The 24,906-nt window shown below is 67.2% G+C and carries 24 protein-coding genes; 12 read left to right on the top strand and 12 right to left on the bottom strand.

Going from position 1 to position 24,906, the window contains the following annotated elements; all coding sequences use genetic code 11:
- Window positions 1–27 precede the first annotated feature (27 nt).
- Both gabT and KTJ78_RS05485 read right to left on the bottom strand, forming a co-directional pair.
- Window positions 28–1,380, bottom strand: a complete 1,353-nt coding sequence (gene gabT / locus KTJ78_RS05490) for a 4-aminobutyrate--2-oxoglutarate transaminase (protein WP_369807988.1) — start codon at window positions 1,378–1,380, stop codon at window positions 28–30.
- 60 nt (window positions 1,381–1,440) lie between these two features.
- Window positions 1,441–2,811 carry an aminotransferase class I/II-fold pyridoxal phosphate-dependent enzyme gene (locus tag KTJ78_RS05485; protein WP_254259423.1) on the bottom strand — a complete coding sequence of 457 codons (1,371 nt, stop codon included), beginning with the start codon at window positions 2,809–2,811 and terminating at the stop codon, window positions 1,441–1,443.
- Between the two features lie 78 nt (window positions 2,812–2,889).
- On the opposite strand from KTJ78_RS05485, the gene KTJ78_RS05480 reads away from it, so the two are divergent.
- Together KTJ78_RS05480 and KTJ78_RS05475 are read left to right on the top strand one after the other, a co-directional pair.
- Window positions 2,890–3,681, top strand: a complete 792-nt coding sequence (locus KTJ78_RS05480; protein ID WP_217133402.1) for a YggS family pyridoxal phosphate-dependent enzyme — start codon at window positions 2,890–2,892, stop codon at window positions 3,679–3,681.
- 3 nt (window positions 3,682–3,684) lie between these two features.
- Window positions 3,685–4,467, top strand: a complete 783-nt coding sequence (locus tag KTJ78_RS05475; protein ID WP_217133399.1) for a hypothetical protein — start codon at window positions 3,685–3,687, stop codon at window positions 4,465–4,467.
- On the opposite strand, the gene KTJ78_RS05470 is transcribed toward KTJ78_RS05475, so the two are convergent.
- The 3 genes from KTJ78_RS05470 to KTJ78_RS05460 are packed head-to-tail and all read right to left on the bottom strand — an operon-like array spanning window position 4,434 to window position 8,940.
- Window positions 4,434–6,362 carry a vWA domain-containing protein gene (locus KTJ78_RS05470; protein WP_217133396.1) on the bottom strand — a complete coding sequence of 643 codons (1,929 nt, stop codon included), beginning with the start codon at window positions 6,360–6,362 and terminating at the stop codon, window positions 4,434–4,436. The genes KTJ78_RS05475 and KTJ78_RS05470 overlap by 34 nt on opposite strands.
- On the bottom strand, window positions 6,359–7,822 hold the full coding sequence (locus KTJ78_RS05465) for an AAA family ATPase (protein ID WP_217133393.1): 1,464 nt from the start codon (window positions 7,820–7,822) through the stop codon (window positions 6,359–6,361). The genes KTJ78_RS05470 and KTJ78_RS05465 overlap by 4 nt, the downstream gene beginning before the upstream one ends.
- Window positions 7,822–8,940 (bottom strand): DegT/DnrJ/EryC1/StrS family aminotransferase, encoded by a 1,119-nt coding sequence (locus KTJ78_RS05460; protein ID WP_217133390.1) that lies wholly within the window; start codon window positions 8,938–8,940, stop codon window positions 7,822–7,824. Before KTJ78_RS05460 ends, KTJ78_RS05465 begins: the two co-directional genes overlap by 1 nt.
- Window positions 8,941–9,009: 69 nt before the next feature.
- Here KTJ78_RS05460 and KTJ78_RS05455 point away from each other — a divergent pair, with 69 nt between their 5' ends.
- From KTJ78_RS05455 to KTJ78_RS05445, 3 genes are all read left to right on the top strand, one after another.
- Window positions 9,010–9,915, top strand: coding sequence for a bifunctional hydroxymethylpyrimidine kinase/phosphomethylpyrimidine kinase (locus KTJ78_RS05455; protein WP_217133388.1), 906 nt, complete (start codon window positions 9,010–9,012; stop codon window positions 9,913–9,915).
- Window positions 9,916–9,950: 35 nt separating this feature from the next.
- The gene (gene serC / locus KTJ78_RS05450; protein ID WP_217133593.1) at window positions 9,951–11,045 is read left to right on the top strand and encodes a phosphoserine transaminase; all 1,095 of its coding nucleotides are present in this window, start codon (window positions 9,951–9,953) and stop codon (window positions 11,043–11,045) included.
- A 415-nt stretch (window positions 11,046–11,460) separates the two neighbouring features.
- Window positions 11,461–12,144 (top strand): hypothetical protein, encoded by a 684-nt coding sequence (locus tag KTJ78_RS05445; RefSeq protein ID WP_217133387.1) that lies wholly within the window; start codon window positions 11,461–11,463, stop codon window positions 12,142–12,144.
- Between the two features lie 133 nt (window positions 12,145–12,277).
- Here KTJ78_RS05445 and KTJ78_RS05440 read toward each other — a convergent pair whose 3' ends face one another.
- The 3 genes from KTJ78_RS05440 to KTJ78_RS05430 are packed head-to-tail and all read right to left on the bottom strand — an operon-like array spanning window position 12,278 to window position 14,824.
- The gene (locus KTJ78_RS05440; protein WP_217133385.1) at window positions 12,278–12,688 is read right to left on the bottom strand and encodes an acyl-CoA thioesterase; all 411 of its coding nucleotides are present in this window, start codon (window positions 12,686–12,688) and stop codon (window positions 12,278–12,280) included.
- 10 nt (window positions 12,689–12,698) lie between these two features.
- Complete coding sequence (locus tag KTJ78_RS05435; protein ID WP_217133382.1) at window positions 12,699–13,379, bottom strand: LuxR C-terminal-related transcriptional regulator; 681 nt, start codon at window positions 13,377–13,379, stop codon at window positions 12,699–12,701.
- Complete coding sequence (locus KTJ78_RS05430) at window positions 13,376–14,824, bottom strand: ATP-binding protein (RefSeq protein WP_217133380.1); 1,449 nt, start codon at window positions 14,822–14,824, stop codon at window positions 13,376–13,378. Before KTJ78_RS05430 ends, KTJ78_RS05435 begins: the two co-directional genes overlap by 4 nt.
- Before the next feature lie 115 nt (window positions 14,825–14,939).
- Here KTJ78_RS05430 and KTJ78_RS05425 point away from each other — a divergent pair, with 115 nt between their 5' ends.
- Together KTJ78_RS05425 and KTJ78_RS05420 are read left to right on the top strand one after the other, a co-directional pair.
- A complete protein-coding gene (locus KTJ78_RS05425; RefSeq protein WP_217133378.1) occupies window positions 14,940–16,493 on the top strand; it encodes a PspC domain-containing protein in 1,554 nt (517 codons plus the stop codon).
- Window positions 16,490–16,924, top strand: a complete 435-nt coding sequence (locus KTJ78_RS05420) for a hypothetical protein (RefSeq protein ID WP_217133375.1) — start codon at window positions 16,490–16,492, stop codon at window positions 16,922–16,924. The genes KTJ78_RS05425 and KTJ78_RS05420 overlap by 4 nt, the downstream gene beginning before the upstream one ends.
- A gap of 27 nt (window positions 16,925–16,951) precedes the next feature.
- On the opposite strand, the gene KTJ78_RS05415 is transcribed toward KTJ78_RS05420, so the two are convergent.
- A complete protein-coding gene (locus KTJ78_RS05415; RefSeq protein ID WP_217133367.1) occupies window positions 16,952–17,746 on the bottom strand; it encodes a GntR family transcriptional regulator in 795 nt (264 codons plus the stop codon).
- Window positions 17,747–18,039: 293 nt separating this feature from the next.
- On the opposite strand from KTJ78_RS05415, the gene KTJ78_RS05410 reads away from it, so the two are divergent.
- Window positions 18,040–19,731: a DHA2 family efflux MFS transporter permease subunit gene (locus tag KTJ78_RS05410; RefSeq protein WP_217133365.1), complete on the top strand. Its 1,692-nt coding sequence runs from the start codon at window positions 18,040–18,042 to the stop codon at window positions 19,729–19,731.
- A gap of 8 nt (window positions 19,732–19,739) precedes the next feature.
- Window positions 19,740–20,276: a MarR family winged helix-turn-helix transcriptional regulator gene (locus tag KTJ78_RS05405; protein ID WP_217133360.1), complete on the top strand. Its 537-nt coding sequence runs from the start codon at window positions 19,740–19,742 to the stop codon at window positions 20,274–20,276.
- Between the two features lie 9 nt (window positions 20,277–20,285).
- On the opposite strand, the gene KTJ78_RS05400 is transcribed toward KTJ78_RS05405, so the two are convergent.
- On the bottom strand, window positions 20,286–21,701 hold the full coding sequence (locus KTJ78_RS05400) for an MBL fold metallo-hydrolase (RefSeq protein WP_217133359.1): 1,416 nt from the start codon (window positions 21,699–21,701) through the stop codon (window positions 20,286–20,288).
- 14 nt (window positions 21,702–21,715) lie between these two features.
- Entirely contained in the window at window positions 21,716–21,904 is a 189-nt protein-coding gene (locus tag KTJ78_RS05395) for a DUF8730 family Cys-rich protein (protein WP_217133358.1), read from the bottom strand.
- Between the two features lie 125 nt (window positions 21,905–22,029).
- Here KTJ78_RS05395 and KTJ78_RS05390 point away from each other — a divergent pair, with 125 nt between their 5' ends.
- Window positions 22,030–22,338, top strand: coding sequence for a metal-sensitive transcriptional regulator (locus tag KTJ78_RS05390; RefSeq protein ID WP_217133357.1), 309 nt, complete (start codon window positions 22,030–22,032; stop codon window positions 22,336–22,338).
- 7 nt (window positions 22,339–22,345) lie between these two features.
- Here KTJ78_RS05390 and KTJ78_RS05385 read toward each other — a convergent pair whose 3' ends face one another.
- Window positions 22,346–23,008: a M15 family metallopeptidase gene (locus tag KTJ78_RS05385; RefSeq protein ID WP_254259422.1), complete on the bottom strand. Its 663-nt coding sequence runs from the start codon at window positions 23,006–23,008 to the stop codon at window positions 22,346–22,348.
- An 86-nt stretch (window positions 23,009–23,094) separates the two neighbouring features.
- On the opposite strand from KTJ78_RS05385, the gene KTJ78_RS05380 reads away from it, so the two are divergent.
- Together KTJ78_RS05380 and KTJ78_RS05375 are read left to right on the top strand one after the other, a co-directional pair.
- On the top strand, window positions 23,095–23,772 hold the full coding sequence (locus KTJ78_RS05380; RefSeq protein ID WP_217133356.1) for a response regulator transcription factor: 678 nt from the start codon (window positions 23,095–23,097) through the stop codon (window positions 23,770–23,772).
- Complete coding sequence (locus KTJ78_RS05375) at window positions 23,765–24,889, top strand: sensor histidine kinase (RefSeq protein ID WP_217133613.1); 1,125 nt, start codon at window positions 23,765–23,767, stop codon at window positions 24,887–24,889. The genes KTJ78_RS05380 and KTJ78_RS05375 overlap by 8 nt, the downstream gene beginning before the upstream one ends.
- Window positions 24,890–24,906: the final 17 nt, after the last annotated feature.

Raw genomic sequence — 24,906 nt, 5'->3', positions numbered from 1 at the left:
TCCCCCGGCAGCCCGCGGCCTGAGCCGCTAGTTGGCGTCGCGCGAAGCGAGCGCCTCTCGAATCACCCCGAGGGCAAATTCAAGCTGTTCATTCGTGACCGTGAGTGACGGCAGGAATCGAATGACGTTTCCGTAGCTGCCCGCGGTGAGCAGCAGCACGCCGCTCTCGGCAGCCTTGGCCGCGATCTCGCTCGCGAGGCCATTCAGCGGATCGCCGGTAGCCGGGTCGAGCAGCTCAAAGGCCACCATCGCTCCGTGCCCGCGAATGTCGCCGATGACGGCCTGATCGTTGGCGAGTTCTTCGAGGCCACGCTTGAGGGCGGCTTCGATGCGTGCCGCCTCGGCGAAGGGCTGGCCGGTCTCGAGCAGGTCGAACACGGCGTGCGCCGCCGCGATCGAGACGGGGTTGCCGCCGAAGGTGCCGCCGAGGCCGCCGGGGTGAGCACCGTCCATGATCTCGGCGCGGCCCGTGACGCCAGCGAGCGGCAGGCCGTCGGCGATGCCCTTCGCGGTGAGCACGAGGTCGGGCACGAGGCCGAAGATCTCGCTCGCGAACCAGGTACCGGTGCGGCCGAGGCCCGACTGGATCTCGTCGGCGATGAAGACGACGCCGTTGGCGGTCGCCCACTCCTGGAGCGCCGGGAGGTAACCCTCGGCCGGCACGACGAAGCCGCCCTCACCCTGAATCGGCTCGGCGATGATCGCGGCCAGGTCGCTCGCGCCGATGCGCTGCTCAAGGTACTCGATCGTGCGGGCTGCGGCCTGCGCACCGGTCAAGCCGTCGCGCAGCGGGTACGAGTTGGGCACGCGCTGCACATCGGGCGCGAAGGGGCCGAAGTTCGTGCCGTAGGGCGCGACCCGGTGGTTCATCGCCATCGTGAGGCTCGTGCGGCCGTGGAAGGCGTGATCGAGGGCTGCGACGACGCGGCGGCCGGTGTAGGCCCTCGCAATCTTCACGGCGTTCTCAACGGCCTCAGCGCCAGAGTTCACGAAGAAGGTCTTCTTCTGGTGGTTGCCCGGCGTGTGCTCGGCGAGCCGCTCGGCGAGGCGCACGTAGTTCTCGTAGGGCGTCACCGTGAAGAGCGTGTGGCTCAGTTTGTCGAGCTGGTCTTTCGCGGCCTGCACCACGGCTGGCTGCGTGTGGCCGAGGGTCGTGACCCCGATGCCCGAGCCCAGGTCGAGTAGGCGGTTGCCGTCGACGTCGGTGATCCACGCGCCGTCGGCGTGATCGACGTAGATCGGCAGGGCACAGCCCACCCCTCGGGGAATGACCTGCTCTCGGCGCGCCTGGATCGCGAGGCTCGCGGGGCCGGGAATCGCGGTGCGCAGCTCTGGTCGCTGCAGCGTCGCGGGGGCGGCGGTTGGTGCGGTGATCGACATGTTCATTCCCTTCGATGGATATTCAGGTGGTGGGAGCTATGGGGCCTGACAGCGGGTGCTCTACCTGCGGCTCAGACTGCCGGGCTTCGCTGCCGCGAGGGCAGCCTCCTGGCTGGACTCGGCAAGGTCACCCACGAGCCGGCGCATCTCGCTGTCGCTCAGCTCGTGAACGGTGAAGCGCAGGCAGTGTTCGTGGTCGCCGGCGAGGGCGAAGGCCGCGCCGTCGCGCGCGATCCACCCCCTCGTCATGAGGGCTGCGAGCACGGCCTTCGCACTCGCGCCGGTGTCGACCCAGATGTTCAGGCCGTCGTGGCTCGGCGAGGCGAACCCGGCATCGCGCAGCTCGGCGACGAAGGCGGCGTTGCGCGCCGCGTAGTGGGCGCTCGCCTCGTGAATCTGCTGCATCGCGTCGCTCGACGAGAGCATCGCGTGCGTGATGCGCTGCAAGAGGTGGCTCACCCAGGTGATACCGCCGCTGATGCGGGCCGCGAGCCGCTCGGCCGTCGTCGCGTCACTCGCCACGAAGGCGATGCGCATGTCGGGGCCGAGGGCCTTCGACATCGAGCGAACGAGCGCCCAGCGTTCACGCTCGGGGCTAATGATGGTCGAGTACTCGTTCGTTGCGAGCAGGGCGAAGTGGTCGTCTTCGATGACCATGACCTGCGGGTAGTCGGCGAGCACCCCGCGCAACTGTGCGGCGCGCTCGGGCGTGAGGCTCACGCCGGTCGGGTTGTGGGCGCGGGGCGTACACACGACGGCACGCACACCCGCCTCGAGTGCTTCACGCAGGCTCTCGGGCACCATGCCCTCTGAGTCCATCGCGACCGGAACCGGCTGAAAACCGTTCTGGTGCATCGTGCTGATGCTCGTCAAGAAGCAGGGATCTTCGAGCGCGACCTGATCGCCACGCGTGAGCGCCTGCGAGAGCAGCCGCTCGATCGCGTCGACCGCACCCGCGGTAACCGTGAGCCTGAAGGGGCGGTCTTGGTGCTCTTCGATCCACCTCGTTGCCCACTGGGCAAGATCAGGGTCAATCGTGGGCTCGCCGTACAGCGTCGGGGTGACTCGGCCGAGCGTTACCTCGCTCGGGTCGGGCAAAAGCTCTGGCGCGGGGTTGCCGTCGCCGACGTCGAGCAGCACGCTGTCTCTCGCGAAGCCCTCTTCGGCAAACTCATGGTACGGGTCGGCGATCACGGTGCCAGCCCGGCCGCGGCTCTCGGCGATGTTCACCTGCACGAGCAGGCGGTAGGCCGTCATCGCGGTGTTGCGGTTGACCCCGAGCCGCTCGGCAAGCGCGCGGTATGGCGGCAGCGTATCGCCGGCCTTCAGCGACCCGTCGTGAATGAGGGCGCGAATGCTGCCCACGATCTCTTCAGCGGTACTTCCAGAGATGCGATCGCTGACATTCATGCCTTGGTTTTGGTCAGTCATACCGTGTCTCCTTTCTGGTTTCTCACTGAGTGTATCTGGCCTGTTGGGGCCGACATCATTCATGGTACACTTTGACCTATGTCAAATCAAGTCGAACCCGAACTCCCCATCCACGACTTCCCCACCGCGACCTCTGTCGCCGAGTTTGAGCGCAATATTCACGACGTGCGCGCGAAGATCGACGCGGCCGCGAGAAGCGTCGACCGAGACCCCGCCGACGTGCGGCTCTTGCCCGTGAGCAAGACGGTGCCCGAAGATCGCGTGCGCCTCGCCGTCGCCGCGGGCTGCCACCAGCTCGGCGAGAACAAGGTGCAAGAGGCCAAGCGCAAATCTGAAAACCTCGCCGACCTCGGCGTCGAGTGGTCGGTCATCGGCCACCTGCAAACGAACAAGGCGCGCGACGTCGCCGCCTTCGCGAGCGAGTTTCAGGCGCTCGACAACCTTCGTGCGGCCGCCGCGCTCGACCGCAGGCTGCAGGCCGCGGGCCGATCGCTCGACGTGTACGTGCAGGTCAACACCTCGGCTGAGCCGCAAAAGTACGGCCTGCCGCCCGAAGAGCTCGAGGCCTTCTTGCGCGAAATGCCAAACTTCCAGTCGCTGCAGGTGCGTGGGCTCATGACGCTCGCCATTTTCAGCAGCGATATTCCCCGCGTGCGCACCTGCTTCACCCTGCTGCGCACCCTGCGCGATCAGCTGCGCGACACCGACCCCGAACTCGTGGGCGACGGCGGGCTCTCGATGGGCATGTCTGGCGACTACGAGGTCGCGATCGAAGAGGGAGCCACCTGCGTGCGCGTGGGTCAGGCCATCTTCGGGGCACGGCAGGTGCCCGACAGCCACTACTGGCCCTCGGCGTTTCCTGAGGCGTGACCCGTGCGCGGCCACGAGACGCTCTTTCCTGACCTTGCGAGGCAGGTGCGTCACGCGCGGGCGTCGAGCGAGGCCGCGAAACGCGATCCGCTCGCCGACCGCGTGCTCTTGATGCGTGACGGCCACTACTCGTCGGCCTTCGCCCGCTTCGCCGAAGACCCTGGCGCGCGGCTGAACGTCTCGCTCGCCGGGGCCGAGACGATCGCGCGCGTGCTGGGCATCGGCGTGCCAGAGCCAGAGCGCTTCTTTGCCGCGGGGCTCAGCCCTGCCGCCCCCAATGACGGCGACATGGGCCCGCTCGTTCCCGTGCTCGCCCCGCACGGCCTCGGCCTCGCGAGGTGGCGGCGCGTGCTCGCGGCGAGCAGCGCCGAGGCCCCACTCGCGCTCGAGTGCTCGACCGAGGCCGAGCGCTGGTTCGCGGCGCTCGATGTGGCGCCCGGCAGGCCTGGCGAGACCGTCACGGTGCGCGAGCGCCACGGCCGTGTCGACTGGAGCCTGCGCTGGTTGCCCGCGGCGGCCGCTCCCCCGCTCGTCGACGTCGAGCATTCTGCCGCGACGAGCCACCCGAGCATCGCAGAGCTGCTGACGCTCGCCGTGAGGGCCGCGGCTACTGGCGCGCCGCAGCTCGACCAACACCATTTCACGTGGATCGCGGGCACCCTGCCCGGCCCGGCCCTCGCCGCCCGCTACACCTTTGACGCCCCCTGCAACACCATTCGGGTGGGCACCCGTGTTCGGGCCGATCGCGGCCGTCACGTGGGCATTCGGCCCGCGAGCGTCGCCTGAGCGTCGGCGGCGACGACCCGGGCGAGCAGCCCTGGCAGCTCACGCAGGGTGTCGATGCGTTCGAAGGCCGGGGCAAACACCTCGATGCCGGGTGAGCGCCCCACCCCAATCGCGTGCACCTCGGCGCCGAGCGCGTCGAGGCCCGCGATCGCCCCCTTGAGCGAGGCCACGTCGTCAAGGTCACCATCGGTCACGCAGAGCACGACGCGGCGGGGCCGTTCGCCCTGCGCCTCGGGCCCGAAGAGCGCGGCCGCTGCGTCGAGCGCGGCGGCACCCCTCGTCGACCCTCGCGCGCCGCGCACCGCAGCGTGCAGCGAGGCCCGTACCTCGTCATCGACCGGGGTGTCCAGCCCCTTCACGACGACGGGTTCGTCACCGAACGCGATGATACCCGCGCGCAATCGCACGTCGAGCGCCCGCGCGGCCCGTTCGTCACGGCCTTGCAGATCGCGGGACACGGCCGCGAGCGACTCAACCATGACCATCGCCGCGTCGGCGCAGAGCTCGGCCGCGGCACCCTGCATCGAGCCAGAGCGGTCGAGCAGCAGCACGTAGTCGGTGCTGCGCAGCCCGTCACCGTGGCGAGGCCGGCGCTCATACTGCTGATACGCGGCGGGCCTGGGAACTCCAGCGGCGACCTCGGTGACGGTTGCAGCGAGTCGCTCACGAAACAGCTCTGCTCCCTCGACCGCCCCGCGCTGCAGCCCGATCTGCCGCAGCCGCAGCTGCTCACTCACCGCGAGGCGCCACACCTCGCGCGTGGCTGTGACCTCTCGGCGGTAGCGCTCGAGGCGGGCACGATACTCGGCAACCGCCGCGCGCTGCACCCCCGGGTGCGGCGCTGGTGCCAGCCGGGGGCCCCGCGGGTCGTCACGTGCCACGCGCTCGTGATCTGCTTCGCTGAGCGGCCTCGACTCGTCTCCTGGCACGTCGAGCGGTGCGAGACTCGCACGAGTCGCCGAGAGTGGGGTCTCAAGAAACGCCGTAGGGGCAACCGCCGACTGCGACTCGACGAGCAGCCGCTCGTCGACACTCGGCTCGTCACCGCCCTCGGCATCTTGAGGCGCCGCTGTATCGAGCGCCTGCACCTGCGAGGCACCGCTGCCCTGCGCCTCGGCGTCAGTGCCATCGTCGCTCTCGCCGCTTCGAGGGCCGCGCCCCTCGTCGCCCCCGAGCCCCTCATCGTCGCCATCGGCAGGCCTTGCGTGCAGCGACGCCCCCGGGGTCGCAAGCCCCTGCCCCGCACCGCGAAGCAGCTCGAGATAGGGCGGCGCGATGAGCGCGAGCACCCGGTCAAGGCGGTCGACCCCCGTAGGCGCGCTTGCCTCACGAAAGGCGAGCGCGTTGCAGGCGTCATGCAGCGGCCCACAGTGCGCCGCACGCTCGAGCAGCATCGCAAAACCGCCGAGCTGGCGACGAACCTGCGGCGCGACAACGGGCAGGGCTGCGCCCGAAAAACTCCTCGTGACCGCCGCGAGCCACTGAGCCTCGAGGGAGAGCTCGCTCACGTCGTCGGCAATGCTGCGCGCGGTCGCTTGCCGCAGGTCGCTTGCGATGCCGGGCAGCGCCACCTCGATCGCCGCCATCGCATCGAGCCGATCGGCCGTGGCGAGCAGCGGCGCGAGCTCGGGCTGCGCGGCCTCGATCGCCTCACGCCGGTAGGCGCGGCCCGGTTCAAGGAGCGGCAGGCGAACACCGACCCAGAAGTCGCGCAGGGCAAGAGCCATGACGTCGCCCTCAGCGATGCCCCGGTCGCGATAAAAGCCGAGGCCTACGCGCACGCTTTCGGGGGCAATGATCCACTCGCTCTCATCGGTGACGACCACCGTGATGCCGAGCAGCCGACCGAGGCTCGTCAGCTGCTCGGCAAGGCGATCGTCGCCGGCGCCCGTCATAACGCGATGCCCTGGCCCTCGAAGATGAGCGCGAGCACCCTCCGGTCGTGGGCGTTCATGACCCCGTCAAGAAAGCGCGCAAGGGCCTCGTGCAGTGACCGCGTGGTCGCCGTGAGGGCGACCTGTTCGAGTATCGCCGCCAGGGTGCGCGGTGCGATCACCGTCTCGATGAGGCCCGGCTCGCGATCGTACTCGCGATCGCTCGTCACGAAGCCGCGAAAGCCCTCGCCGTAGTTACCTGAGAACACCTGCTGGCTCACAAAGGCCGCCCGGGCCACGGGCTCGAGGTCGGCGAGCGTGATCGTTCCCGGCAGCTCTCCGCTCTCGTCGGCGAGCGAGGCCGCGGCAAGCAGCATGTTCTCGTGCGGGTAATCGTCGTATGCGACGTGCTCATCGGGATAGTGCACCCGGTGCACGTTGGCGCCGAAGCGGTTACTCAGCTCGGCGCTCAACGGCTCGATACCGCGATACCTGCCGGGCGCGTGCTCGTTTGCCGTCGCGATGATCGAGAAGCCTCGGGCGATCGTGACGGTGAGCCCGGCCTGCTCTTGCACCGCGAACCTGGCGCCGGGGCGCAGCTGCAAGATGCGGTTGAGCCGCTTCAAGAACTCGGGAGGCATCGCGTTCACCTCGTCGAGAATGAGCGGCTTGCCCTCGGTCATCGCCCGCAACAGCGGCCCTGGCTCAAACGCCGTCACGGTGGCCCCGCCCTCGGCCCGCAGCTCGTGGGTTCCGACGAGCTGCGCCGAAGTAATGTCGCCGTAGCCCGAAACGAACTCGGCCTCGGGCGCCACCCTGGCGGCGAGGTGCTCGGCAAGCGCCGTCTTGGCCCCACCCGTCTCGCCGATGAGCAGCAGCGGTGCGCCCGCGGCGAGCGCCGGGAGCGCGGCGCGAATGACCCCCCGCATTTGCGGCGAGACCCAGAGCCCCTCCTGAAGTTGCGCACGGGTTTCGCGCACCCGCATGGCGGCGAGTGCCTCGGCAGCTCCGGTCACGAGGGTGGCCGAGGCCGCCTCTGGCAGGGCACGCTCGAGAGCGGTCTCGGCGCGCTCTGGTGTGACCTCAAGAAAACGGCGCTCGTCGTCGGTGAGCCTTCGCCCCGTGGCAGCCGCGTGGGCGATGAGCTCGTCGCCTTCTTCCCAGCGCCTCCGCGCCTCGGCCTCAAAGCGGTGCGCGGTGATCGCGACGCGAAGCACCGCCGCCCGCTCGTCGAGTGCCCGGCACGCGCCTTCCAGAACCTCGGGGTCGGCGAGCAACGCGTCGAGCTCCCGTTCGAGCCGGCTCACGCTCTCGGCCGCGAGCCTCGCATGACCCACGGGCTCACCGCCACATGCCAGGTCGGCCGCGAGCGCACGGCGTGCGTGCCGCAGCTCACGACGAACGGCCTCGGCCCTCGCCACGCCCTCTGCCGCCCGAGTCGCAGGGTGCTCAAGCAACCCGAGCCCTCCCGTATCACTCATCACGCACCCGCTCCCACAACGCTCGTCACCCCGCGCACGATGCGCTCAAGATCGGCCTCGCTGAGCGACGGGTGCACGGGCAGCGACATCACCTCGACCGCCGCGAGATCGGTCTCGGGCAGGTGAACCCCCTCGGCATAGCGGGTGAGCGAGGGCAGCCGGTGGCACGGCGTCGGGTAATACACCCCGGTCATGATGCCCCACTCCTCACGAAGCGCCTCGCGAATGCGGTCGCGCTCGGCCCCATCAACCCGCACGGTGTACTGGTGGTACACGTGGGTCGCAAGCGGCGAGGTCTGCGGGGTGCGAAGGCCCGCGAGCGAGCCAAGCTCACGCTCGTAGAACGCGGCGTTGCGCTGCCTCGTCTCAGTCCACGCTTCAAGCCTGCCGAGCTGCACCCGACCGACCGCAGCGTGCACGTCGCTCATGCGGGCGTTGAAGCCAACGATCTCGTTCGCATACTGCGTCTCCATGCCCTGGTTGCGCAGGAGCCTCACGCCCCGCGCGATCGCTTCGGTGCGGCAGGCCACCATGCCGCCCTCGATCGCGGTCATGTTTTTCGTCGGGTACAGGCTAAACATCGCGAACTCACCGAAGGTGCCGACGGGTTCACCCTGCCACGTCGCGCCGTGCGCCTGGGCCGCGTCTTCGTACACCGTGAGCTCGTATTCTTTGGCAACAGAGAGCATAGCGTCGGCCTTGAAGGGATGCCCGTAGAGGTGCACGGGCATGATGCCCTTCGTACGCTCGGTCACTGCCTGAGCCACCTTGGCAGGGTTTAGCGTGAAGTAGCGCGGCTCGATATCGACGAACACCGGGGTTGCCCCCGCGAGCACGACCGAGTTCGCGACCGCGGCGAAGGTAAACGAGGGCACGATGATCTCGTCGCCCGGCCCGACCCCGCTCGCGAGCAAACCGAGGTGCTGCCCGCTCGTGCCTGAGTTCACGGCGACGGTGGGCCTGCCGCCCACGAGTTGCCGCGAAAACTCCGCTTCGAACGCGGCGACCTCTGGGCCCTGGGCCAGGCCGCCCGAGGCGAGCACCCGATCAACCGCGCTTCGTTCTTCGTGCCCGATGAGTGGCTTTGCCGAGGGAATCATCTCGTATTGCTCGTTCATATCTGTCGCTTCTCGGCCCGGTTGAGCCGCTCGAACTGTTCCAACATCAACCATGCTAGCATTTGACCTATGTCAATAAGAACCAGCAATGACACACCTGCTTCAGAAGCACCCGTCGGCCGCATCGCCCGCGAGGTGGCGGGTGCCGCGCGCCTTGAGCTCGCCACCCCCAGACCCCGCATTCTCGGCTTCGGGTCGCGGCTCCTGTACGGCTCGGTCGGGCTCAATGGTTCTGAACGCGTGTACGCCGAGCACGACATCGCGGCCATCGGCATCGCCACGATCATGCTGAGCGTCATGCCGCACTACCCCCGCTCGCACCACCTCGACGTGCCGCCCGAGTACCTCAGCGAGGCGCTCACCGACCTCGACGCGGCGGGCGCCCTCGGCGGCCTCCAGCTCGTGACCTCTGGCTATCTCGCCGCCCCCGAGCAGGTCACCCCCATCGCTTCCTGGTGCGCTGCGCACTCGGTACCCCTGGTACTCGACCCCACCCTCGGCGATGTCGAACTCGGCTTCTATACGAACCCCGCGGTCACCCGCCCCATGCGCGACGAGCTCGTGCCGCTCGCCACGGGTCTCACCCCGAACCTCTTCGAACTCGCGACGCTCACCGAAACGCCTCTCGACGCGCTCAGCTCGACCGCGGCGATCGAGCGCGCCGCGAGGTCGCTCATGACCCCCAATACCGAGTGGATCATCGTCACCGGAGTCACGAGCGAATCCCACCGCGGCAGGCCCCACATCGCCGAGATGCTCGTGACGCAGCGCGAAACGCACGTGCACCGGCACCCGGCGGTGCCTACCGAGGCCAAAGGGCTCGGCGACATGTTTACTGCCGAGCTCAACGCGGCTCTGCTGGGCGGAGCACGCCTCAAAGACGCCGTCTCGGCAGCCGGAGCACGCGTGCGCACCACCCTGACCCAGCTCAACCACACCGCATCACCCCAGTCACTCGCGAGGAGCGCCCAGTGAACACCGCAACCCCCATCGTCACCCTTGCCGCCGAGATGCTGCCCTCTGACGGCAGGTTTGGGAGCGGGCCGTCGCGCCTTCGCCCCGAACAGCTCACGAGCCTCACGACGACCTATCGTGACCTGCTCGGCACCTCGCACCGGCAGGCTCCCGTCAAAGCGCTCGTCGGCTCGGTGCAGCGCCAACTGCTCGACCTCTTCGATGCCCCTGACGGCTACGAGGTGGTCATGGGCAACGGCGGCGCTGCCATGTTCTGGGACGTTGCGGCAGCGAGCCTCATCGAACACCGCGCCCAGTGCCTGAACTTTGGCGCCTTCGGCAAGAAGTTTGCGCGTGCCGCGGGTGCCCCCTGGCTCGAGACCCCGTCGGTGCGAAGCGCGCCGCACGGAACTCTCGCCGCCCCCGTCGCCGAGGCCGGAATCGACGTGTACGCGTGGCCCCACAACGACACCTCGACCGGCGTCGTCGCACCCGTCGAACGCGTCGTTCCCGCGAGCGAGGCGCTCACCCTCATCGACGCGACGAGCGCCGCGGGCGGCATCACCTTCGACGCGGCAAACGCCGACGTCTACTACTTCGCGCCCCAAAAGAACCTCGGCTCTGACGGCGGCCTCTGGGTCGCGCTGCTCTCACCGGCGGCAATCGAGCGCGCCGAGCGCATCGCGGCAAGCGGCCGCCACATTCCCGACTCGCTCAACCTGCATCTCGCGATCACGAACTCGAGATCGCAGCAAACCGTCAACACCCCGTCGCTCGTCACCCTGGCCCTGCTCGAGACACAACTCCAGTGGATCATCGCGAGCGGCGGCCTCGCCTGGGCCGAGTCTCGCGCCCGCGAGAGCTCGGAGATGCTGTACCGTTGGGCCGAGCGCAGCGACTACGCGACGCCTTTCGTGGTCGACCCCGCGCACCGCTCGCCCGTCAACGCAACCATTGAATTCGCGGGCAACGTCGGCGCACACGAGCTCTCGCGTCAGCTTCGCGCGCACGGCATCGTTGATGTTGACGCTTACAGTGGCATCGGCCAGAACCAGCTGCGCATTGCCACCTACGTCTCGGTCGAGCCCGATGACGTGCGGAGACTCACCGAGTGCATCGATGCGGTTGTGTGCGGGCTGCGGGGGCAGTGAGCATTGCTCAGTAACCCAATGTTGCACGAACACACACCTATCCTTTAGTTCCAAAATACGGTGTATCGAGGAAGCACAAAGCTGACAAAACAATGCTTTAGGAAGCTTTCTGGAGATTTAGCGGACTCGAATTTTATTGGCAACCAAGTTGTACTCGATCTACGCGGGTGGGCCACTCGTAAAGAGTTACGGATCGCAAACGGGACCGGTATCGAACGAAGCAATCCTCGGAGCCTGTAGCAGTTAGGTTTGAGGAGATTGACACCGGTAAAGTCCGAGGTCATCATGAACACGTCTGTCGCTCTCGCAGCGTGACGCATTAAGTGTCACCAATTCCTACAGTAAACCCCAGTGATCCTCCGACGAAGCAGAAGTAATTACCACCTCAGCGAGAAACTATCGATAGCCTTGGACTATGAAAGAGCCTCAGTCCAAGGCCTGGGCGGAGACTACGCCAGGTATCATCACCGTCAACGGTATTATTGCCGCTGTAGTTGGTTCGCTCACCAATTGGCTCGTCAAACAGCTGGGGGAAATCCCTCCTGCTTGGATCCTGGGGAGCACAGCCATTGCCGCCGCGGGAGTTTTCCTCCTCCTCTCTTTGACGAGAAGGCGCCTTCGAGAGATGATGTGGGTGGAGCCATTCAAGTTCCTGCGAGGCCTGCGGCTACTCACGGCTCAACAGCGAGCGACGCTCGAACAGGTCGGCTATGAGCGCAGGAAAGCCGAGGACCAGTCCACGCTCTCAGATGCTTCAAAGAGTTCACGGCTCTCCAATCTTCCTGCGCCGCTGCCGCGCTGGACACTCACGCGGGTTAACCATAATATTTGGACAGGCACCTATGAGCTCAAGAACAGCATTCCCGGGGCTGTTGCCTATAACGCTCGACTTGATGTGAAGTGGGATTCTGTTGATCTTGAGTTCCAGTCACCCGCTTTCTGGCAGGCCTTCACAGGTGTTCACAGTGAAACCTTCGACCTCGACCATGCGGACGATCCGTATAGTTTCAGTGCTCTCGTGCTCAGTTGGCTTGACAGCGACTTCAAAGAGTGCAGCAAGGAATTTAACCTCCCGCCGCTGGAGGATGCCCCATTCTAGGGGATTTCATTCCGCCGAAAAGGGACCCTATTCGAGAGCTGCGGGTGCCGTAGGTCACGCTGCACAGCGGCTAGCACTCGACAGTGCAACACCAAGTCGCGTGAGAGCCTGCCCGTCGGGTTTTTGACCCCGGTTAGCGCAAGTGGTCGAGCCGCACGCGCTCGGTCGTGGGCGTCGCCACCGTCTGGCCGTGCGGCGTCGCGGTGCCGTGTTCGTCGACCGACACGAAGATGATGCTGTCGAGCGTGAGAATGTCGGCGCCAGTGACCGAGTTGGTGACCCGGCAGTCGAGGGTGATCGAAGTGCGGCCAAAGGCATTCACGCCGTAGACGATCTCGAGCAGGTCACCGCGGTCGGCGCGCGAGAGAAAGTTGATCTCAGACATGTGGCGCGTCACGAGGTCGGTCGTGCCAAGCTGCGTGATCGCGATGATCGCGGCCTCTTCATCGACCCACTGCAGCAGCCGGCCACCGAACAGGGCCCCGTGCTGGTTGAGGTCTTCGGGCTTAACCCACTTGCGCACGGTGTAACGAACATCAGTCATGGTCAAAACTCTACAAGAGCCGTCGCGACAGCGCCCACGCGGTGAGCTCGTGGCGGTTCGAGAGCTGCAGCTTTCGCAGCACGTTCGACACGTGCGTCTCGATCGTCTTGACCGAGAGAAACAGCTCGGCCGCCACCTCTTTGTAGGCGTAGCCGCGGGCGATCATGCGCATGACCTCTTGCTCGCGGGCGCTCAGCCGGTCGAGCTCGTCGTCATGATCGGCCGTCTCGCCGCCGCCTGCCCCAAAGGCGTCGAGCACAAACCCCGCGAGCTTTGGTGAGAACACCGCGTCGCCCTCGTGCACGCGCAGGGCCGCGTTCGTAACCTCGGCACCCGACGAGGTTTTCGTGAGGTAGCCCCTGGCTCCGGCACGAATAACGCTCACGACGTCGTCGGCCGCGTCTGAAACGCTGAGGGCCAGCACGCGGGTCGCCGCACACTCGGGCAGGCCGAGTACGGTGCGGGCAACCTCGGCTCCGCCGCCGCCAGCGCCACCGGGCAGGTGCACGTCGAGCAACACCACGTCGGGTGCTTCACGCCGAATGAGTTCGACCGCTTCATCGACCGTCGCCGCCTCGCCGAGCACGCGCAGTTCGGGGCCGAGCGACGAGCGCAACCCCGCGCGAAAGATCTCGTGGTCGTCGACAATCACGACCGTGATGCCGCGCTGCTCGCCTACCGTGTTCGTCATGGGGTTTCTGCCGCCTTCGGGGGTTCGGGTGCGGCCTGGGCTGCCGCCTGATCGTTGCTGTTCTCGGGCGCCGGGGCCTGCCCTGCGCGCGCCTGTTCGAGCCGCACCGAGGTGCCACGGCCACCGGGGCCTGGCACGATGCGCGCGCTTGCACCGGCTCGTTCCATGCGGCCAATGATCGACTCGCGCACGCCGAGTCGCTGCTCGCCGATGCGCTCGAGGTCGAAGCCCGGGCCACGGTCGTTAATCTCGACGCGCATGAGCTCTGGCGTGGTTTCAAGATACACGGTCACCTCGCCGCCGGCGTGCCTCGCGGCGTTCAGCATGGCCTCGCGCGCCGCCGCGATGAGCGCTTCGGGGCCAACAACGCGCTCGCCCACCACCACGACGTCAAAGCGCACCTGGTGGTTGGCCTCGAGGCTCGCGGCGTGAGCGCTCAGCTCGGCCTCGGCGGTCTCGCGGTCGGGCACCGGCGCCCCGTCGGCCGCGCGAAAGAGCCATTCCCGCAGCTCCCGCTCCTGGCCCCTCGCGAGCCGAGCGACGTCTGAGCCGGGGGTCGACTGCTGCTGAATGAGCGCGAGCGTTTGCAAAACCGAGTCGTGCAGGTGGGCCGCGATATCGGCTCGCTCGGCCTCCCGCGCGCGGGCCGCTCGTTCGGCGCCAAGCTGCCGGTTTTGTCGCAGCAGCCAGGGCGCGACCGCGAGGCCAACGCCCGCGAGTACGGCGAGCGCCGCACCAATGACGGTGAGCACGCTCGGCTCGCGGGCCGTGATGAAGAACATGAGCACGCCGACCGCGACGAGCGCGAGCGCCGCGAGCACGCGGGGCAGCTGATGCTTCTCTGGGCGATCCCGATCGGCGATGAGCCACCACGTGAGGCCGACACCGCCGAGCACGGCAAGCGCGGGCAAAATCGTGTTGAGGCGCAGCTGCACGCCGAGCTGCACGAGCACGAGCGCGATGCCCGCGAGCAGCAGCACGCCTCCAAGTAAGAGTTCGGCGATCGGCCACCTGCTGCCCTGCTCAGTCTGCGGGGTTTCGCCCTCGCGGTGCTGCTCACCGGTTTCCCGTGAGGCACGCCGTTCGCGCTGCTCACGCACGCGCGGTTTTGGCTCCCTCGGGTGCTCGGGGCCGCCACCCCCGAACCACCGACCGAGGCCCGCGGATCGCGGATCGCCCTCGGCGGCTTGCGATGCTTCCCCGGGCGCCGTGAGCGCGCTGCGAAGCGGAGCAACCCCCCGCGACTCGCCCTCTTCGGGAACCGTGAGCGCGAGAAACACGTACACGACCACCCCCGCACCGCCGATCCCGGCAAAGAGCACCATGCCGACCCGCACCCAGAAGAGGGGCAGCCCGAGGTGCTGCGCGAGCCCAGCGCACACCCCCATGAGCATGCGCTCACTGCGGGGCCGCATGAGGGGCGGGCGGGGTTCGGGGCTCGACATACCTCTATCCAAGCACCTGCCGGGCGTTCAGGGGAACACCGCAGGGGGTCTCTCGGGGTTCGTTCAGGGCAAACCCTGATGGCGGGGCCGCACCCACCCGCGGCAAGGTAGAAGCATGAACGAATCATCATCTCAGCAGCCAGGGCCCGAGGCGCCCGGCAACCCCGGCGGGTTTTTCCCGTGGGTCCGAGGCTTGGGCGTCGTGCGCGACCCCAACAACCGCTGGTTCGCGGGTGTCGCCTCGGGTATTGCGCGACGAGCTCGCGTCGATCCGCTCGTTATTCGTGCCGTGTTCGTCGTGCTCGCGGTGCTCGGCGGCCCGGGCATTCTGCTCTACATCATCGGCTGGCTCTTCTTGCCCGACGTGCGCGGCAAGATTCACGTTGAGGAGCTGTTGCGGGGGCGATCAACGCCCGGTGTAACGATCGCGGCGGTCATTCTCGCCGTGTGGCTTGTCATCGGGCTCTTCGGGGGCGTCTCACCCTTCTCGCACTGGGACCTCTGGCGCGTCGCAGGCGTGCCGAACTGGATCAGCGTCACCTTCACGGTGCTCTTCTGGATCGCCTTCACCGTGGTCGCGATTATCGTCGTGCAGCGCCTCATCGTGCGCCACGGCAAGGCCCGTGGGACGAAGCAGCCACCGGCCGGAACGCCAGGTTACGACCAAGCGGCCCAGGGCGGCGCTGCGGCACAGCCGGGCACTCCGCCACAGCCGGGTGCCCAGCCGGGCGCCCAGCCAAGCGCGCACCAGAGCGCGGCCTTTCACGAGACCCCGCCTGCCGGGCACGCCCAAGGCCAGGAGCCTCACAGCACCGAGCCCTCGTTTGAAGAGAGCATGCGCACCCTCGGCAACACCGTCTCGGCGCAGGCCGGCGAGTTCGGCCAGAAGGTGTCGTCGAAGGCCACCGAGTGGGGCCAGACGGTCGCTGACACGACCGGCACCTGGAGCAGCCAGTACGCCGAGCACTACGAGAAGACCCGCATGCCCACCGGGCAAAAGATCATCACCCTCGCGATGATGCTGCTCGCTTCTGGCGGCGCACTCCTGTGGGCCGCAACGGGCAATGCCGTACCGAACCCACCGCTGCCGTGGGAAGGTTCTGGCGCGCTCCTCATCGCGATCATCGCGGCAACCGTGACCCTCGCCATCTCGATCATCATCGCTGGCGTGCGCGGCAAGCACACGGGCGGCATCGGCTTTCTCGGGTTTCTCGGCGTCGCGTCGCTGCTCGTGATCGCGGTGCTGCCGTGGGGGTCACGCTACTTCTTCATTGGCACGCAGGACGTGGGCGTCGAATCGACCGGTGTCGTCGCCGCGATCGGCACCACCAACGTCGACCTCGGCGACCTCGACTCAGCGCCGCACACCACAGAGTTCACGGTCACGCAGGCCATCGGCAACGTGACGGTCGACCTGCCCCGCACCCGCCCGATCGAGCTGACCGTGAGGGTTGGCGCTGGCAAGATCACCGAGCTGCAGCCGCGCGCACAGGGCTCGGCCCGCGAGGTGACCCGCGACTCGGGCCTCTTCGCCCACCGCACCTTTCTCGTGAACGGCGACAACCCGGGCACCCCGGTGAACGTGACCGTGACGGTCGGGGCGGGCGACGCTTCGATCAGCCCGTCGAGCTCAGAACGCAGCCTGAAACCCCTGGAGATCACGCGATGAATATCACTCCCAACGACGATCAGCAGCCCCTCGAAACCGAAGGCTTCGAGACGATGCCGCTTGAGACGAACGCGTTCGATCCGCAGCCGGGGAGCGCGCAGGCGGGCGTCACGCCTCCGCCGCCAGCGCAGCCACAGCCGGCACCAGCGGCATCGCAGCCAACGGCGCCTGCACCAACGCCGGCACCAGCACCACAGCCGCCCGCCAAGTCGCGACCCCGCAGCGGCCCCATCGTCTGGGGCACGCTCATGCTCGCCTTTTGCGCGTGGGTCACGCAGCGCGCGCTCTTTCCCGACATCGTGCAAACAGGATTGTGGATCGCGCTCACCGTGCTCGGCCTCGGTGCGCTGCTGCTCATCGTCGGGGTCTCAGTCGCCATGCGCGGCAAGCGTAGCCCCGAAGCGCCCACTTCTGCGCGACACGAGCGGTAGGCCTCCCGCCCACCACGCTCGCGCGATCTAGCGGCCCACGAGGGTGGGTTTTGGCGAGAACGCTGGCGAGACACCGAGGCCCTGCGAACGGAAGGGGCCTCGGTGCGTTGCCGCGGTGTTCTCGACCACGAACGACGACATGCTCGGCAGGTAGCGATCGTCGGCGGTCTCGAGCACAGTGCCGTGTTCGTCGTACGCGAGGCGACGCACGCGCAGCAGCGGCGTGCCGAGCGATACCTGTAGTTGCTCAGCCTCGAGGGCCGGCGCCGCGATCGCGTCAATGACGTGGCGGGCGCGAACCGGTGCCCAGCCGAACGCCCCGAGCGTCTGGTAAATCGTATTGTTGTGCAGGTCGGCGCCCAGCAGGTCTTTGCCCGACTCATAGGGGTAGAGCGAGCGCTCGAGCATCGCGGGGCGCTCGTCGAGCAGGCGCAACCGAATGACCTGCACGAGTGGCGCGTCAGGCAGCACCTGCAGCTCACGCGCCTGCGCCTCGGTCGCCTGAATGGTGTCGAGGTGCAGCAGCCTCTGGCCCGGGTCGTAGCCAAGATGCCTCGCCCACTCGGTGAACGACATGAAGGTGTCGAACGACTGCGCGGGCGCCGTGTGCTGCACCCTGGGCGGCGCTCCCCTGCCGCCAATGATCATGCCCTCGGCCCGAAGCGCGGCAAAGGCCTGGCGCACGGGGCCGCGCGAGGTGCCGAACTCTTCGGTGAGCGACTTCTCGCTCGGCACCTTGTCACCGGCACGCCACTCGCCCGTTCTGATGCGTCGAATCATCTCCTCATACAGCTGCACGTGAAGCGGTGGCGTCTGGTTCATGCTGTGAGAGTACCCCGCGAACCCACACCGCAGGCCTACCGAAAGGTAGCCAAAACGTGAATAATCGCTGGCCGAATGGTGACACGGTGAAAAAATGCTGAATGTAGTTGACTATCATCAACCATTGCAATACAGTTGATGTTCGTCAACCATTGCGTGCCAGGGCTCTGGTTCTTCACGCGGCCCGCTTCGAAGCCAGCTCACGGCCAGCCCGATACCGAGATATCGAGTGCTCCCGGGCCACCTCACCCTGACGCGCGCAATACACCGCTCACAACGTCTGAAAGACCCGAATGTCTCAAACCCCGCAATCGAGCACACAACCAGGGGTGCTCACCGGCCGCGCCAAAAACATGGCGCTCGCAGGCCTCTTTCTCGCGAACTTTGTCTCGATGCTCGCCATGAACGTGGTGGGCACCTCGATGCCCATCATCATCGCCGACATCGGCGGCACCCAGGCCGCCTTCACCTGGGTTGTTACCGCGACCATGCTCGCGAGTGCCATCTCAACCCCGGTATGGGGCAAGCTCGCCGACCTCACGAGCAAGAAGGCGCTGCTGCAAATCGCCCTCATCGTGTTTATTCTCGCCTCGGCGCTCGCTGGCTTCGCGCAAGACCCAACCTGGCTCATCACCTGCCGCATCTTCCAGGGCATCGGCGTCGGCGGCCTCGGCGCCCTCGGCCAGATCGTGCTCGCCGAGATCGTCAGCCCCCTTGAGCGCGGCAAGTACATGGGCATTCTCGGCGCCATCATGGCCGTCGCAACCGTGGGCGGCCCGCTGCTCGGCGGTCTGCTCACCGATACCGTCGGCTGGCGCTGGAACTTCTATGTCGCTGCCCCCATCGCGATCGTCGCGATCATCATGCTGCAGCGCACCCTGCACCTGCCCGTGCGCAAGCAGAAAATCACGATTGACTACTGGGGCACCGCGTTCATCTCGCTCGGCTTCTCGAGCCTGCTCATTTGGGTGACCCTTGCGGGCCAGAACTTTGACTGGTGGTCGTGGGAGACCGCGGCAATGGTGGGCGGCGGCATCGCGGCCCTCGTCATCGCCGTGTTCATCGAACTCAAGGTCGAAGAACCGCTCATTCCCCTCACCCTCTTTCTCAACCGCACCTTCACGATGGCCTCGATCGCCTCGATCGCCGTTGGCCTCGCCATGATGGGCACCGCCGTGTTTCTCGGCCAGTACATGCAGCTCGCTCGCGGCCGTTCGGTCATCGAATCGAGCCTGCTCACCCTGCCCATGATGGCGGGCGTGCTCATCGCTTCAACCATCGTGGGCCAGATCATTACCCGCACGGGCAAGTGGAAGCGCTACCTCGTCGCGGGCGCACTCGCCCTCATCGTCGGCATGATCATGATGGGCCAGCTACGCTACGACACCGAATACTGGTACGTGGGCATCTCAATGGCCATTATGGGCACCGGCGTGGGCATGACCATGCAAAACCTCGTGCTCGTCGTGCAAAACACCGTCGAACCAACCGAGATGGGCGTTGCCTCATCGGGCGTCACCTTCTTTCGCACCATCGGCGGCACCGCTGGCATCTCGGTCATGGGAGCCATGCTCGCCTCGCAGGTCGCCGACTACATCGTCGAGGGCATCGAAAAACTGCCGCTCAAGCAGCGCGCGGGGGCCGAGGCTCTCGCGGGCGGCCAGGTTCCAAAGATTGCCGACTTGCCTGGCCCGATCCGCGATGTCGTCGAATCGGCCTACGGGCACGCGATCGGCAATATCTTCTTGGTCGCCTCGCCGATTGCGGTCGTCGCACTCATCGCGATTATCTTCCTGCCGAACATTCCGCTCAGCACGAAGAGCAACGCCGAACGCATGGCCGAGCTCGAGGCCGAAGAGGCAGCGGGAGGCCCTGCGGCGCACCTGCAAGAACGCGCAGCCGATCGTGTCATGATTGACCCGACGGGCCCCATCACCCTTCCGACGAGCCACCGCCGTGGCTCGAGCGAGACACCGACCGCCTAGGTACCCCCATGCACGAAGAACAGCACGCACCGCGCCACGAACACCCCGAGGGAAGCATCGCTGCATACATCACCGACATCATCAGCGAATTCTCTGAGGTGTTCGCCTCGGCGCGCACCAACTGGTCGCGGTACGCCGAGACGGTGCACCCCGAGCTGAGCGGCGGCGGGCTCATGGTGCTGCAGTTCATCTTGCGCAAGGGACCCGTCACCGCCACGGGCATCAGCCAGGTACTCGACATGGACAAGGCGCTCGTGAGCAGGCAAATCGCTAGGCTTCGCGAGTTCAACCTCGTCGAGGCACGCCCCGCACCCGACGACCGCCGCGTGCAGCTGCTCACCGGCACGGCCGAGTCAGAAGAGATCATGGCCGAGGTGCGCACCCGCTGGGCCCACTCGTACCACGAGCGATTCGAGGGGTGGAACGCGAGCGAGCTGCTCGTCTTGCGCGACGCCCTGCACCGCTTCAACGCGGGCACCGTGCCACCCAACGACGGCCCGGCGACCCGCTGCGCGCAGGGCCACCGGGAGGCCGCGGCCGAGTAGCCGGGCTGGCTACTTTGCAGGGTCGCGTTGTGGCTGGCTGCCAGGAAGCGCCGCCCATGCCATGTAGCCGCCCTCGACCTCGGCCACATCGTAGCCGGCGAGACGAAGCCCGCTCGCCGCGACCGCGCTTCGCACCCCGCTGCGGCAGTACATCACGACGGGGCCGGCCTCGGGCGCTGGCAGTTCGTCGAGGTGCCACAGGAGCCTTCCACTCGAGAGCTGCTGGGCGCCCGGCAGGTGACCCGCCGCAAACTCGGTCTTGTTGCGCACGTCGAGCAGGAACCCCCGAGCCTCACCCGGCTTCACGACGGCCGGCTGCACGAGCGGGAGCCCCTCGAACGAGGTAACAAAGCCAGCGAGCGTGTCGATGCCCACCCGAACGAGATGGTCGCCAAACTGCTCGGCGGCCTCACGCGACTCGGCAAGCACGACGAGGGGTCGCCGCTCGGCCTCTGGGTTCACAACCCAGGCTCCGTAGCTCGCAGCCTTCGCTGAGCCTGGCACGGCGAGCGCTCCCGCGAGGGTTCCCTCGTGCACGGCCGCGTGGTGGCGGGTGTCAATCACGACCACCTCGTCGCGCTTGATGAGCTGCGCGAGCTCACGGGCCTCGTACTCGCGAAGCGGTGGCCGCTCGCCCATCACCTCGGGGCCGAGCTTGTTCTGCCGTTTCATGCGCTCAAAGTAGGCGTGGGCGTCTGGCTGCCCGTCGAGCAATGCCGCGACAAAACCCTGCTCGTCGTCTTCGCGCAGGTACTCGGCCCACCACGAAAAGTTGCGCTCGTAGCCCACCGTCGTGGCGGCGATCGAGCCGAGGGCCTTGCCGCAGGCCGAGCCAGAGCCGTGCCCCGGCAGCACCTGCACGTAGTCGGGCAACGTCACAAAGTGCCGTTTGAGACTCTCGAAAAGTTGCGCCGCGCCCGCAAAGCGGGTGTCGGTGAAGCCCGCGGCCTCGTCGAGCAAGTCGGGCCTGCCAAGGTCACCAACGAACACGAAGTCTCCCGTGAGCATGAACCCCGGCTCGGGCGACTGCGCGCCGTCGGTCACGAGAAACGAGAGGTGCTCTGGGGTGTGCCCCGGCGTGTGCACCGCCTCAAGCGAGATGTTGCCGAGCTCGATGCGGTGCCCGTGCTTCATGCGCACGGCCCCGTCAAACCGCTCGCCGTAGGTCCATTCGGGCCCGCCCTCGTCAGAGACGTACACGCGAGCGCCCGTCTTGGCCGCGAGCTCGCGGGTGCCCGAGAGGTAGTCGGCGTGAATGTGCGTCTCGGTGACGGCGACAATGGTCATGCCGTTTGCCGAGGCAATGCGCTCGTACACCCCGGTGTCGCGCCGGGCGTCAACGACAATCGCCTCGCCCTGCGCCTGGCAGCCGATGAGGTAACTCGCCTGTGCGAGATCTTCGTCATAGATACGTTCGAGAAGCATGTGCGACCCCGCCCCTAGCGCCCAAACAGCCGCGCAAAGAAGCCACCGCCGGAGGTCTCTTTTGCCGCCTGCATCTCAGCCTGCGAGTGCTTGCCCCCGCACCATTCACCGCTCGGCACCGTGGCCTTCACCATCGCAACGTGCTGGCCGCAGCCTGCCCAGGTGGTCTTGCCGCAGGTGCGGCACTTTGCTGGTCGACACATGATTCGTCTCCTGTCGTGGGTCATCGGTTTGACGCGTTTAGAAATACCCCCGGGGGTATTCTTGAGCAACTATACCCCAGGGGGTATGATCGATGTCAAGCACGAACCCGAGAAAGGCCCAAGGCATGACCGAAGCACACCCCACCGAGGCCGGCACCACGAACGCCGCATCGCCGCGCGATGCCGACGCAAAGCGCAAGGTCGTCAACCGACTGCGCAGGGCCCACGGTCAGCTCGCCGCCGTCATCACGGCGGTTGAAGACGACGCGCACTGCCGCGACGTCGTGCAGCAGCTCTCGGCCGTCTCGAAGGCGCTCGACCGCGCGGGCTTTCTCGTCATCTCGAGCGCCCTGCAAGAGTGCATCGCCGACCCCGACAATGCCGAGAACACCGACCCTCAAGAGCTCGAGAAGCTCTTTCTCTCACTCGCCTAAGCGAGCATTAGAGCCGCGGATCATAGGTCGGGTCCCGGTACGGCTCAGGGCATCCCTCGGCGACCGCTTCGGGCACGAGCTCGAAGTGCCACGCCTCATTCGCATACGTTTGGCAGAGGCCGTAGGCGGAGCCCTCCCGCTGCAACCAGGAGGTCGCCTCGAAGTCGCCGATATCGACGGCCTGGCCCGAAACGTGTGACGAGGTTTCGGCGGGGGCGACCCAACGCTGCGCCTCTTCACGCGAGCCATAGGTGGCAATCGCATCGTCGATGAGGCGCTCCTGCAGGCCGACCGATCGCCAGCCCGAGTTCACGAAGAACTCGATGCCCTCGGCCCGCGCATCGCTCGCCGCGTACTGAATCGCAGCGAGAAGCTCCGGGTCCAAGTGCGCGACCGCGGGGTGCTGCTCGTCAAACACCGAGGGGCGACGGTTCTCATCGACCTCACCCGTTTCACCCGAGGTCGCCCCTGGGCCGCCCATGACCTCGTCAGAGCTCGTGAAGGCCGCGTCGCCGCTCCCTCGAAACGGCGCGAGCACCATGCCTGCGGCCGCCTGAATGCCATGGGCGGCGAGCATGGCGATGAGCGTTGCGATGACCGCGAGCACGATCATGAGGCCGGCCCTGCGCAGGCGGTAGTCGTGCTGAGTGTCGTTGCGTTGTTCGTTCATGCCTCAAGAACACCAGGCAACGCGTTGCCAGGGCGTATCGAAATTTGCATATGTTTTCGATACACCCGGGTGTGTACGATCACAGTATGCGCGTGCTGATTCTTGAAGATGAGCCCCTGCTCGCAGCGGCGATCAAAGACGGGCTGCGTCTCGAAGCGATCGCGGCCGACATTGCCGGCGACGGCGATACCGCCCTCGAACTGCTCAGCATCAACGACTACGACATGGCGGTACTCGACCGCGACGTTCCCGGCCCCTCTGGCGACGAGGTTGCCCAGCACATTGTCGCGGGCGGCACGGGCACCCCGATCATCATGCTCACGGCGGCGAATCGCATCGACGACAAGGCGAGCGGCTTTGAGCTGGGCGCCGACGACTACCTCACGAAGCCGTTCGAGTTTCGCGAGCTCGTCATGCGCATTCGAGCGCTCGATCGTAGGCGCTCCCGGGCAGAGCCTCCCGTGCGCGAGATCGCGGGCATCACGCTCGACCCGTTTCGCCGCGAGGTGTACCGTGACGGGCGCTACATCGCGCTCACCCGCAAGCAGTTCGCGGTGCTCGAGGTGCTCGTCGAGGCGGCGGGCGGTGTTGTGAGTGCTGAGCAGCTGCTCGAGCGGGCGTGGGACGAGAATGCCGACCCCTTCACGAACGCCGTGCGCATCACGGTCTCGACGCTGCGCAAGCGGCTCGGCGAGCCCTGGGCCATCGCGACGGTCGCGGGGGTTGGCTACCGCATCGACACGGGAGAGCCCGGCCGTGCATAGCGAGACGCGAGAGGCACGCAGGCCTGGCCTCAGCGCGCGGGTCAAGCTCACGCTCAGCTACGCGGGATTTCTCACGATCGCGAGCGCGCTGCTGCTCGCGGTGGTGTGGCTCTTTCTCTTGCGGTACGTGCCCGACGCCCCCATTTTTGCCGACGGCATGCACGTGCCCAACCGCACCGACCTCGAGCGGGCCTTCGCCCCGAAAATCATCTGGGCGCTGCTCGGCATCATCGCTTTCGGCCTCGTTGGCGGCTGGTGGCTCGCGGGCCGCATGCTCGCGCCCCTCACCCAGATCACCGAGGCCGCGAAGCTCGCAAGCGGCGGATCGCTCACGCACCGCATCGCGATGCCCGGGCCAAGAGACGAGTTTCGCGACCTCGCCGATACCTTCGACGAGATGCTCGCCGAGATCGAAACGCACGTCGCCGAGCAAGAGCGCTTCACGGCGGCCGCCTCGCACGAGCTGCGCACGCCGCTCGCGATCACGCGCACCATGATCGAGGTCGCGCGCGAAGATGAGCATGCCGACCTGCGGGCGCTGCTCGAGAGCCTGCACCTCGTCAATTCGAGGGCGATCGATCTGGCCGACGCGCTGCTCCTGCTGCACTCGTCGAGCCACCGCCTCACGAACCCCTCACCCGTTGACGTGTCACTGCTCGTCGAAGAGGCAGCCGAGAGCCTCCTGCCGCTCGCCGAGAAGCGGGGCATCTCGCTCGAGGTTGTGGGCGAAAAGGCGCTCGTGCTCGGTGCCGAGTCGCTTCTGCAACCCCTCGTGCTGAATCTCGTGCACAACGCCATCGTGCACAACCGCCCGAGTGGCGGCGGCAGCGTCACCGTTAAGACCCACGACACCCCTCACGGTGCTCGCCTCACGGTCGTGAACACGGGGACGCCCGTGAGCGGAGCCACGGCCGACGTGCTGCTCGAGCCGTTTCAACGTGCCGCGGGGCGCGTTCGCGGCACCGACGACGATCACGCGGGCGCGGGCCTCGGCCTCAGCATCGTGCGCAACATCGTGCGCGTGCACGGCGGCACGCTCAACTTCACCCTCCTGTCAGAGGGCGGCGCGCGGGTGGTCGTTGACTTTGCCCCTTGTGTTCCAAGCCAGGGCGCGTAGCCTGGGGGCACCACGTC

The sequence above is a fragment of the Leucobacter chinensis genome, assembly GCF_019049105.1.
Taxonomy (GTDB): domain Bacteria; phylum Actinomycetota; class Actinomycetes; order Actinomycetales; family Microbacteriaceae; genus Leucobacter_A; species Leucobacter_A chinensis.
This window is presented reverse-complemented; position numbering and strand designations above follow the sequence as displayed.